This is a genomic window from Bacillus sp. OTU530 (assembly GCF_038440375.1).
On record NZ_JASATP010000056.1, the window covers coordinates 23,275 to 35,357 of the forward strand.

Consider the following 12,083-nt stretch of genomic DNA (forward strand, 5'->3'; position numbering starts at 1 on the left):
CATTATTCGTGAATAAATCATGGCTAGCCTAGGGACAGACCAAAGGTTAATCAACAAAACCATTATCATGTTATGGTGATATATTGTTATAAACAAATGTCTTCAATGCAATACATCTTTTAAGAAATTTAATCTCTCTTTAGCATTATCCTTAGTTATTAGGTCAATTCCAGTATCAATCCTTTTTGCAACGTTACCTCCTTTAATTGCTTTCTGCGCTTGTTCCACGCTTTGATATCCCATATCATAAGGGTTCTGTGCTGTGGTAGCACTTATCTTTCCTGTTTTAATGAATTTTGTCATTTCAATCGTACCATCTGTACCGATGACAGGGATCTTTAACTCATCTTTCTCTATTGTTTTTAATGCCTCAAGAGCCAATCGATCGCTAGTCGCAACTACACCTTTGATATTTGGATAAGTCTGTAGGATACTCTCCATTACTGGTTTTGGATTCCCAAAATGATTATACCCTATTTGTTCTGTGACAACCTCGATTCCGATATCTTCTAAAACTTCCTTTGCACCATTCTTTCGATCGATCATGGTTCGATCCTCTAAACTTCCAAAAATGATAGCTACTTGATCTCCTGGTTGCAGCATCGAACCTAATAACCTTCCTGCTGTTTCTCCTAATACCGTGTTATCCGTTCCGATATAAGCGGTTTTGTACTCCCATTCCATGTCCCTGGACGTAAGAAATACGGGAATCCTTTTTTTCTTATACTCCATCAATACGGGAATAGTGGTTGATGGGTCGTCAATAGGAACTAAGATTAGTGCATCAGGTTGTTGCTTTAGAACTTTTTTTAGCATATTAGTATGATTACTAATGGGAGAGACAGAATCAGGAGCGATTACCTTACCGTCTATGCCAAATTCATGAAACGCTTTTTGGGCTCCTGACTCAAAAATCTTCCAATATTCTATATCCAATCTTGGTACAACAACTATAATTTTAGGCTTATTCTCTTCTTTAGGAAAACGAACTGCAAAGCTTATCAAAGTTAAAAGAGAAAATACGGCAATAGGCAGAACTATCCATCTCTTTTTCAATAGCCTTCACCTCTTTTCCTCTTATTGGACAGTAGATGATTATTCATCTTAAATCCCCATTCTCACATTGGATAAAATATTTCAAAAGTCCTTATACTTTGTGATGTAAAGCTATTCGTTCTACATCACGAGCAATCATAACTTCTTCATTTGTTGGAATAATCATAACTTTTACTGGAGAATGCGGATAACTAATAAACGCTTCTTTTCCCCGAACTTGATTTAATTCTGCATTCCAGTAAACTCCCATAAATTCTAATCCATGTAACACACGTGAACGGACCTCACTACTATTTTCTCCAATTCCAGCTGTAAAGATAATGGCATCTACTCCACACATACGAGCTGCGTATGAACCAATGTATTTATGAATTTGACTAGCAAATACTTCAAGAGATGTTCTTGCACGATCATTTCCTTCTTCAGCAGCTTGTTCGATGTCACGAAGGTCACTGGATAATCCTGAAATACCCAATAAACCACTCTTTTTATTTAAAATATCTAACACTTCAATTTCTGAGCAACCTGTTTTTTCCATAATGAATGGAATGAGAGCAGGGTCAATGTTTCCTGAACGAGTTCCCATTGCAACACCTGCAAGTGGTGTAAAGCCCATTGAAGTTTCAATAGATTTCCCGCCTTCAATTGCCGCGATACTTGCACCATTTCCTAAGTGACAAGAAATGAGCCGTAATTCTTCTATAGGGCGATCTAATAATTCTGCTGCTCTTTCAGATACATATTTATGTGACGTACCATGGAAACCATATTTACGAATGCCATAGTTTTCATAGTATTCATAAGGTAAACTATATAAGAATGATTGTTCTGGCATTGTTTGGTGGAATGCTGTGTCAAAAACAGCTACAGCATTTACATTCGGTAAAACTTCTTTAAACGCCTTGATTCCGATGATGTTCGCTGGGTTATGCAAAGGAGCTAACTCTGATAAATTTTCAATCTCTCTTAATGTTTCTTCTGTAATGAAAACAGAATCGTTGAATTTCTCTCCACCATGTACAACACGATGACCGATTCCTTCAATTTCATTTAACGATTGAATAATCTCAAGATCTGTTAGTTTAGAAAGAAGAATTTTAACAGCAACAGCATGGTCTGGAATGTCTATTATTTCTGTTACTTTTTCTCCGTTTACTAAAATAGTAAATACTCCCTTATCTAAACCGATACGTTCTACTAACCCGGCTGTTAGTACTTCTTCATTCGGCATTTCAAATAATTTGAATTTCAAAGAAGAGCTCCCGGCATTAATTGCAATCACTTTTGTCATTATGTTCACTGCTCCTTTTTATCTAAACTTTGTTTAGGGAACTTTTCGATTATCTAGCAAGCGATTTCAAATAGGTTGCCTAATGATTAATTTTTAAAAAATCAAACAATCTATTTTCTAATATATTAATATAACCCTTCGATACAAGATGAATAGATGAGGAAGGTTTCTCTTTTAGATTCAGAAAACGTTTGCATTTCTTCACTGGTTCTATATTATTACCTCTTGTATCCTTATCATATTACTTTCTAATGAACATTCATACATAAGTAACTTTTTAAGACTTTTTGTAATTAAAAAATAAATTTGATGTTAAATACAATTTCCAACTCTATTTTCAATGGAAAGAGGAAATTGCCTAAAAACAAAAAGGGAACAAATGCTTTAGGAGCAGCATTTTAACAGTTCATTTAGCAAGAGGACTTAGCGAAAAAGAAGTGGAATTTGTCAGTATTCAAGATAAAATCAATACCGGTACAGCCGCAGGTAAAGCCATGTTTGGAATACTATCAGTATTAGCTGAATTTGAACGAAACACTATTCGTGAACGTACCATGACTGTCCTGAAGACAGCCCATGCTCGGGGACGTAAAGGTGGAAGACCAAATTGTCGACCTTCATTATGATCTTTGATGCTGACTCGTATATATCCAATCATGTATTTTGTAACTAAAATAAGTAAGCGGTCTATATAGACCGCTTACAGAAAGCTCTTTATTATGGTTTCTTTTGCTTTATTGTATTTATATTGGTAATTTGGTCTCCCAATCGTTCCATAATGAACTTGAACATAGAGAGCATCTATATCGCCCAAAAATTTTAAATACTTTCTTACCGATACTCTCGAGATACCAACACGTCCAGCAATATCTTCCGTTGAAAAAGGAGACTCTCTCATACTTTGTACGGTTTCCCATATCACTTGTAACGTACTTTTTGTTAATCCTTTCGGCAACTCTTCTACTATTGCCCTTGGTTCTTTGTATAGGAGTTGCCGATCCAACTCTTTCTGACTTAATACCTGCTGATTTTTCATAAACATGAATTTCTCTCGATAGGCTGATAAGGCTTCATTAAATCGTTCAAATTCAAAGGGCTTAATTAAGTAGTCGACCGCTCCATACCGTAGAGCCATTTGAATTCTTTCCATATCGGAAGCAGCCGTAATAAAAATCACATCTGCTTTCTTCCCTGTTTCTCGAATATACAGCAACAACTCCAACCCAGTCTTCCCCGGCATAAAGATGTCTAGTAAAATTAAATCAACTGTCTGTTTCTCCAATATATGTAACGCAGCATCTACAGAAGAAACAACAGACACTAGCTGAAATCCTCCTACTTGCTCCAAGTAGCGTTTGTTAAACTCCGCGACCATCGGATCATCATCTACTATGAGAACATGTATCATTCTGTATCACCCTTGCAATCGTATGGTATATAAACAACAAATCTCGTTCCTTGAGATGGCTTTGAGGAAATTTCCATTTCTCCACCCAGTCTGTTCAGGCTTTGACGAATTAAAAAGAGTCCCACTCCCCTGTTTTCTCCCTTAGTAGAAAATCCTTTTTTAAACATATGATTTTGTATTTCTTTTTCTATCCCGACTCCGGTATCCTTTACCTCAATGGTTAAGATATCATCCCCGTAGTCGAAATGCACTTCTATTTGCTTCCGAGGACAGCTAGATACTGCTTCTAGGGCATTGTCAATTAAATTTCCCAATATTGTAATTAACTCGTGAGACATGTAGGGATGAAGGGGATCAGGCACCTTACGTTTACTTGATATATGTAGCTCAGCACCGGTTTCACGCGCATAACTTAATTTACCTAAGAGAAATCCCGCCAGTACAGGATCTTTAATATTTTTGGATATAGCACCCATTTCATCGTTTCGATGATTTACCAATTCACGTATATAATTTGTCATTTGATCATAATACCCCATATGCGACATTCCTAAAATAACATGCAGTTTATTCATAAACTCATGAGACTGCGCACGGAGCGCCTCTGCATACAAACGTACACCAGTCAATTGTTCAGCTAGCTGTTGAATTTCTGTTTTGTCCCGAAATGTTGAAACAGCCCCCACTATCTTGTCATTCAAAAAGATTGGTACACGATTTACCACCAACGTGATACCGTTTAAAATCATTTCTTCGTCCTGCACTGTTTCCCCGGTTTTCAATATCCTTCCCATTCTTGAGTTTGACAAGTATTCCTCCAATTTCCTTCCCCGCGGTTCTTGAGCTAACCCTGCCTTATGGAATAAATGTAAAGCCGCTTTGTTTACCAGTGTAATACGGGACTCTTGGTCAACAGCTATAATTCCTTCCCTTACTGATTGCAAGATAGCATCTCGCTCTTGAAATAACTTAGCGATAGCAGAGGGCTCCAATCCAAAAAGGATTCTCCTTACATATCTTGACAAAAGCACAGCACCCAGAACACCCGCTACTATTCCAAATAAGGTTCCTGTATAGATGTTTTTGTGGCCTTGACTTACTGCTTTTTGAACATCATTTAAGGAAATACCTACCGCCACTACTCCTAACTGCTTACCAGTACGGTCGAAAATTGGTGTTAAGGAACGAAGAGATAGTCCTAACGTACCTTTTGATATAGAAGTATGTTCTTTTCCATTTAAGGAAATCGCCTTATCCCCGCCGACGAATTGCTTTCCTATCTTGGTAGGGTCGGGATGCGACTTACGAATCCCATTCATATCCATCACTACAATAAATTTTACATTAGTAAGACGGCGAGTTTCCTCTGCAAACTCTTGGATAGCACTCTCCTTTTCTTGGTTTCCTAAAGCTTCCGTTACGAGTTGTGAATGTGCTACCATACGTGCCACATTTGTTGCTTTTTCTCCTCGATCCTTTTCTATACTTGCAACTATAGTTCTACTGATTAATAAATCCGTTACGAGCAAAGAAATGGCTACAACACCACAAACCAATAGCGTAATGGTCGCTTGTAGATTCCATGTCCTTCTCTTCATAACCCTTGCCTCCAAATTCTCTTGAAACTCGTGATTTTAAACATAGTATCCCTTTCTTAGATTTTCCGCATGCCAACAACTAATATTGCATTTGTTCATCTTAATTTTCGTAATTTAAATTCCTTTTGTAATACTCGTGAAATAGCGATGCCTCCGTGGCATTTAGGTCCAGTTTTCCTTTAGTATACTCTCTAAAGAAATAATAAGTCTGATAACAATTCTTTATTAAAAGACAAGCTCACCCCCCTTGATTATCCAGGCAAGGGGGGTGAGCTGGCTGCTTAGTAAATGGCACTAAAAGAATCAAACAACCTTTTTCCATGCATTAATATTTACACAACAATCAAAGTACTTAATGAATGTCCTTAATATCAGATAAACGAATCGTAAGGATCTTTCGCTGTTCATCCTCTACAGAAAGAGTTTGTTGATGTACATTAAGGTGACAAACACGGGCCTTGCATATTTGTAACGATTCGTTCTGATAATAAGTAATGGTGATTAAGCAGCTTTTGGTTAATTCTTTTAAGAACATGAACATCAATCCTTAGTGTGAAATAGACTTTGCTGAACCAATTATTAGATAAGTTTTCTTTTAGTTGGGCTGGAGTTATACCAAAACAGGTTGTTTTTCTTCTACCAATGCCAATAGGCGATTTTTGATTTCTTCTACATCAACATATTTTTGTGAAACTCCTGTTTTCATTGCGGCGTTTGCAACAGCTGCTGCTACATGAGCCGCTACTCGACGGTCAAATGGATCTGGGATGACATAATCCGTATGAAGGTCTTCATCTGCAATTAACTCAGCAATGGCATAAACAGCAGCAAGTTTCATTTCCTCATTGATTTCCTTCGCATGAACGTCTAGAGCACCGCGGAAGATACCAGGAAATGCAAGGACGTTATTCACCTGATTTGGGAAGTCAGAGCGTCCTGTCCCTACTACGAGTGCTCCCGCTTCTTTTGCCTCTTCAGGCATAATCTCTGGCACTGGATTAGCCATAGCAAAAATAATTGAATTCTGATTCATAGAACGAACCATTTCTTTTGTAACGGCACCTGCAGCTGATACCCCCACAAACACATCAGCTCCAACAAGAGCATCTGCTAATGTACCCTTCTTTTGTTCTTTATTTGTGATGCGGGCCATTTCCTCTTTGAACTTGTTCATCCCGACCGGACGGCCTTCATAAATGATTCCTTTTGTATCGCATAATATAACATCTTTTACACCCATATGAAGCAGTAGCTTTACAATCGCTACGCCTGCAGCGCCGGCACCATTTGCCACGACACGAATTTCTTCAATTTTTTTGTTAGCCAGTTTAAGAGCGTTGATTAACCCTGCAGCAGTCACAATAGCCGTACCATGTTGGTCATCATGAAAAATCGGAATATCGCAAACTTTTCGTAAACGATCTTCAATTTCAAAGCATTGAGGTGCTGCGATGTCTTCTAAATTCACTCCTCCAAAAGTCGGCTCTAATAATTTAACAACCTCCACAATTTTATCTGGGTCAGTTGTATCTAAGCAAATAGGGAATGCATCCACATCGGCAAATGACTTGAATAACAATGCTTTTCCTTCCATAACTGGCATAGCAGCTTTCGGACCGATATTCCCAAGACCAAGTACAGCTGTTCCGTCTGAGACAACGGCAACGAGATTCCCTTTCATTGTGTAATCATACACTTTGCTTTCGTCCTTATGAATGTCTAAGCAAGGCTCCGCTACACCTGGGGAATAAGCAAGACTTAAATCATTTGCATCATGTACTGGAACCTTAGAATAGACACCAAGCTTTCCTTGATTTTCCTTATGCATTTGTAATGCTTTATCGCGTAATGTTGACATATTATAGCGCTCCTCTTTGTTGAATTTTTCAGTTATCCTAGTAAAAAGGAAGAGAATTCACGATAGGGTAGTAGCTTGCAGGTTGAATTTTTAGCAACTTTTCTTTCGTTCTCTCCCTTTTGTGAATAAAGGCAATATTTTATCTATATTTGGCTTAGGCTGATACTCGTTTTAACATAGTTTTTAACTTAATAATTTCATTAGCAATGTTGCTAATATAACAGTGCCAGCACCGCCAAGTCTTGTTGCAACTTGTGCAAAGGGCATTAATGACATGCGGTTGGAAGCTGATAAAATGGCCACATCGCCTGTTCCGCCTAAACCGCTGTGACAGCCTGTCACAATCGCTGAATCAACAGGATACAGGTTCATAAATTTCCCAACAACATACCCGGTTCCTACCATTGCAACAACAACTGCAGAACAAATTACAACATAAGCTGGAGTTACAATTTTCACTACATCTTCTAATGGGATATAGAGAATACCTAAACCAACCATGAGAGGCCATGTTAAACTTGTTGAAACAAATTTATATAAATGATAGGCACCTTGTTCCATTTTTGCAGGCATCACTTTTAAACATTTGACCAGTGTTGCAGCCACAATCATGAGTACAGGACCAGGGATACCTAGAAATTTATGCGCTAGGCTACCAAAGATGAAGAAACTGCAGGCAATCAATAATCCAGCGCCCATTAGCGAAAAATCAATAGGTTTATTGATACTCGTTTCTTGTGTAATCCCATCGCCGCCTTTCGCTTTCACTAGCACACCATTTCCAGTAAGCTCCGGTTTTTTTTCTCCTAAGCGTTTCATTAAACCAGCACAAATAATTGCGACGATATTTCCGATGACAGCTGCTGGGATCATTTGCGATACAAATGTTTCGGCAGCTGTTCCTAAAATTTGAGAGTATGCTAGAGAAAGTGGTAAGATTCCCTCTCCAATTCCTCCACCAATAATTGGTACGACAATATAGAAAAATGTATGTTTCATATCATATCCAAACAATAATCCAACTAAAACTCCCGCTACGACAGAAGCAAGCGTTCCTAATATAAGCGGAATAAACATACGCGTAAATCCTTGTAATAATACTTTACGGTTCATACCAAGAATACTACCTGCAACTAAACAAGAAATATAAAGATAAAGAAAATTAGATGTTTTCATCAGTGTTGTTACCGCTTCCAACGAAGCCGAATTCATCAACTGAAAAAATACTAAAATAGATGGGACTAAGAGCGCTAAAATCGCTGGACCGCCAATATCTTTCAAAATAGGAATTTTCATTCCGATATCTCCAAGTAAAATTCCCATAACCATGATGACGGCAAAACCACCAATCATATCAGGAGGGAGCTGATTATATACAGATGCACCATAAATAATCAGTGCTAATACTACATAAAGAGGTAAAGGAATTACTCCTACTTTCAACACTTTAAGTTTTGATAAAAAACTTTGATTTTCTAGATTCTCCTCTATATAAAGGAAGCGTTTGCATTTTTTTCACTGGTTCCATGTTATAACCTCCTATTACTTTATAATCTTAATTTAAGTGATTTTCAAAAAACTTTATAGTTTATACAACTTTTATAAGAGTTTGTGTAATTAAAAAAAGCAAGCAGTCAAATAACTGCTTACAAATGGTTTGTTGCGATATTTTTCTTAAAATCTTTATGTTAATATTTATAAATAAAAATGTCGATTGTTCCATAATATTTCAAGTGAATTTGTTTACTTTGTCAGAATCTCTCTGTCATTCATTGGATGAAAGGGACGGCTGTTATTCGGGAATATTGCTCCAAAAGCCGCGGTTTGTTCCTTTGACATTTCAATAGGGTTGTCTAATGCTATATCCTGCTTTGTTTCTCCTTTTGGCAGTTTTGAAAACAGCTCAGCAAGGACTTCTTTTTCTTGTCCGGATGAAATAAGGAAACCTAAAACAGCAAGTTACTCTTCATCATTTCTGTGAATAAGATGTCCTTCCATATCAAAGCTCTTTCCGTCAATTTGATTTTCGCTAATGTACTTGAATCAATTTACATTGTTTCCCTTCAATCACAATTGAATTGCTGCCAGAGGTATCATTTGCCTGAATAGTATGCCCGTTATTCATCATTGTAAACGCAATATGTTTGTAATTAATTTGAATGTCCTGTAAGTTTTTGTCTATTTTTATCTTAGTTAATTCGATATCAACTTCACATAAAAAATTTCGCTTTTACTTGTGGTAAATCATCGTAGCCTCTCTAATTGCGAAAAAAGAACCTTTAATCCAGAGATAGATTCAAGGTTCTGTACTTTATTTCCAGCGATATTCTATTATTTACTCAGTTCCATTCTTACCCCTGCTTTTTCAATCATTGTATCTTCACTATAGAAACGATTGTCCATGAATGAAACATGTTGCTTACACTTAATCACTCAGTACCTTGGTTTCTACATCTAAAGAATTAGCTAAAGACCAGCTCTTTTTTGCTTAGACCAAGCGTCTGCGCTGTTGAAGTATGAATCTCGTGCAGAAGCGTTGGGTTTTCCATTAATGACACGCCATAAGAAGGAATCATTTCTTTAATCCTCGGTTCCCACTCTTTTATATGTTCAGGAAAGCATTTTGTTATTATTTCAAGCATGACGGAAACGGCGGTAGAAGCACCCGGAGAAGCGCCGAGTAATGCTGCTATTGAACCATCAGCGGCACTAACAACTTCCGTCCCAAATTGAAGCGTTCCTTTACCGTCGGCTTCAGTGTCTTTGATCACTTGCACACGTTGGCCCGCTACTACTAAATCCCACTCCTCGCTTTTAGCGTTCGGGATAAACTCACGTAACTCTTCCATGCGCTTTTCTTTTGATAACATAACTTGCTGGATCAGGTATTTTGTCAACGACATGTTTTTGGCACCTGCCGACAACATGGTCAAGAGATTATCTGATTTTACGGAAGTTATCAAATCAAATATTGAACCGGTTTTTAAAAACTTTGGTGAGAAGCCGGCAAATGGTCCAAACAGCAACGATTTTTTATTGTCGATAAATCGGGTATCAAGATGCGGAACAGACATTGGAGGAGCACCAACCTTAGCTTTGCCGTATACTTTTGCATGATGCTGCGCTATAACATCGGGATTATTACACACCATAAATATTCCGCTTACCGGGAATCCTCCAATATGCTTCCCTTCAGGAATACCAGATTTTTGCAGCAAATGCAGACTTCCTCCACCGCCTCCGATAAAGACGAATTTTGCAGCATGGCGTTCGACAGTACCGCTACTGAGGTTCCGCACTTTTAATTCCCACAAGCCGTCGCTAGTACGTTTAATATCCTCAACACTATGTTTGTAGTTTATATCTACATTTTTACTATTTAAGTGGTCAAACAACATGCGTGCCAAAGCGCCAAAGTTGACATCAGTTCCAAAGTCAATTTTTGTTGCCGCTATAGGTTCATCCGATGCACGTTCTTGCATAATAAGCGGAATCCACTCCATCAGTTTCTCCGGATCATCGGAAAATTCCATTCCTTGAAATAGAGGATTTTTTGAAAAAGCCTCAAAACGTTTCTTTAAAAACGTTACATTTTGTTCCCCTTGTACTAGACTCATATGAGGCAATGGTATGATAAAGTCCTGTGGATTACGTATCAGCTTGTTGTTTACAAGATGAGACCAAAACTGCATTGAAACCTGAAACTGTTCATTAATTTCTATAGCTTTACTAATATCTACAGACCCATCCAGTTTTTCGACAGTGTAGTTAAGCTCGCACAGTGCTGCATGCCCCGTTCCCGCATTATTCCATTCGTTAGAACTTTCCTCTCCTGCATTTGCGAGCTTCTCAAACACTGTAATTTTCCAGCCTGGTACTAATTCTTTCAGAAGTGTCCCCAAAGTCGCACTCATGATTCCGGCACCAATTAAGATAACGTCTGTTTTAGTTTCTCTATTGCTCATTTTTACCGTCCCTTATACCCTAAAATTCGCAGAAAGGATGTAGGCGCTCCTGCTTAGGCGTCACAAATAGCATGTCCTGTTACATAGTCGATGCTAGCTCCAGATGCAATACCAATACCGCCTACTTGCGCAGCCACTGCATCAGAAATATAATCTCCATTTAAGTTCATTGTTGCAACTATATCGAACTCACGAGGACGAATTAAAATCTGTTGTAAGAAAATATCTACAATAGAATCTTTCACAACAATTTCACCTGCTGCTCACGCATTATTCGCGGCATCTTTTCCTTCTTTTTCAACAGTGCGTTCGTATTGTGTCTAAATAAATACTTTATCACCGAGCTCGAGACACGATGGGATCCTTTTTTACATCATGGACTGCCGCTGTAGAAACATGGGTTTTGTCGGCAAATGCTGTTTTCTATAAGCCTGGTTATGGTTTATAGCGTGATAATGTATTTTCTCTCCTTGAGAGTGGAACAGTCGGCTTCGCTTTTCGTCATACCAAAGGTCCGCCCAGCTCAACAATCTCTTCAGATACGCTTGTGAACTTTTTGAAGTTTTCTTTGAACTTGCTGGCAAGATCCAATGCTTTTGCTCGATAAGCTTCTTTGTCAGCCCAGGTTTGTTCTGGCATTAATACGCCATCAGGTACACCTGGAACATGGAGCGGAATTTCCAGACCGAAGATATCATCCTTTCCAGTTTCCACGTTGTCTAATTCACCGTTAAGTGCTGCTTTTACCATAGCACGTGTGTAGGCAAGATTCATACGCTGACCTACGCCGTATTCGCCGCCAGTCCAGCCTGTGTTCACTAAGAATACGTTTGCATTGTGTTTTTCAATTTTTTCTCCGAGCATTTCTGCATAACGAGATGCGTTAAGTGGTAAGAATGGCGAACCA

10 protein-coding genes and 1 pseudogene are annotated in these 12,083 nt (G+C 38.2%); 1 reads left to right on the forward strand and 10 read right to left on the reverse strand.

All coding sequences use genetic code 11. The features are described from left to right. Positions 1 to 102: 102 nt before the first annotated feature. Positions 103 to 1,056 carry a sugar ABC transporter substrate-binding protein gene (locus AAHB12_RS26440; RefSeq protein WP_342048192.1) on the reverse strand — a complete coding sequence of 318 codons (954 nt, stop codon included), beginning with the start codon at positions 1,054 to 1,056 and terminating at the stop codon, positions 103 to 105. A gap of 91 nt (positions 1,057 to 1,147) precedes the next feature. Continuing rightward, entirely contained in the window at positions 1,148 to 2,347 is a 1,200-nt protein-coding gene (locus tag AAHB12_RS26445) for an acetate kinase (RefSeq protein ID WP_342048194.1), read from the reverse strand. Positions 2,348 to 2,742: 395 nt separating this feature from the next. On the opposite strand from AAHB12_RS26445, the gene AAHB12_RS26450 reads away from it, so the two are divergent. Continuing rightward, positions 2,743 to 2,973, forward strand: coding sequence for a recombinase family protein (locus tag AAHB12_RS26450; protein WP_342048203.1), 231 nt, complete (start codon positions 2,743 to 2,745; stop codon positions 2,971 to 2,973). A gap of 74 nt (positions 2,974 to 3,047) precedes the next feature. Here the strand turns inward: AAHB12_RS26450 and AAHB12_RS26455 are convergent, their stop codons facing one another. From AAHB12_RS26455 to AAHB12_RS26490, 8 genes and pseudogenes are all read right to left on the reverse strand, one after another. Next, a complete protein-coding gene (locus AAHB12_RS26455) occupies positions 3,048 to 3,755 on the reverse strand; it encodes a response regulator (RefSeq protein ID WP_342048195.1) in 708 nt (235 codons plus the stop codon). Beyond that, positions 3,752 to 5,353, reverse strand: coding sequence for a DcuS/MalK family sensor histidine kinase (dcuS, locus tag AAHB12_RS26460; RefSeq protein ID WP_342048196.1), 1,602 nt, complete (start codon positions 5,351 to 5,353; stop codon positions 3,752 to 3,754). Before dcuS ends, AAHB12_RS26455 begins: the two co-directional genes overlap by 4 nt. A gap of 352 nt (positions 5,354 to 5,705) precedes the next feature. Then, a complete protein-coding gene (locus tag AAHB12_RS26465) occupies positions 5,706 to 5,888 on the reverse strand; it encodes a YolD-like family protein (protein WP_342048197.1) in 183 nt (60 codons plus the stop codon). Positions 5,889 to 5,963: 75 nt separating this feature from the next. Then, a complete protein-coding gene (locus AAHB12_RS26470) occupies positions 5,964 to 7,211 on the reverse strand; it encodes an NAD(P)-dependent malic enzyme (RefSeq protein ID WP_342048198.1) in 1,248 nt (415 codons plus the stop codon). 183 nt (positions 7,212 to 7,394) lie between these two features. Beyond that, on the reverse strand, positions 7,395 to 8,702 hold the full coding sequence (locus tag AAHB12_RS26475; protein WP_342048205.1) for a 2-hydroxycarboxylate transporter family protein: 1,308 nt from the start codon (positions 8,700 to 8,702) through the stop codon (positions 7,395 to 7,397). A gap of 971 nt (positions 8,703 to 9,673) precedes the next feature. Continuing rightward, positions 9,674 to 11,176: a malate:quinone oxidoreductase gene (locus tag AAHB12_RS26480; RefSeq protein WP_342048199.1), complete on the reverse strand. Its 1,503-nt coding sequence runs from the start codon at positions 11,174 to 11,176 to the stop codon at positions 9,674 to 9,676. A gap of 56 nt (positions 11,177 to 11,232) precedes the next feature. Further along, positions 11,233 to 11,523 (reverse strand): annotated as a pseudogene (locus tag AAHB12_RS26485) (isocitrate/isopropylmalate family dehydrogenase); the annotation flags it as partial. Positions 11,524 to 11,677: 154 nt separating this feature from the next. Next, positions 11,678 to 12,083 (reverse strand): phosphoenolpyruvate carboxykinase (ATP) (locus AAHB12_RS26490; RefSeq protein WP_342048200.1); only part of this gene is annotated, 406 nt, incomplete at its 5' end.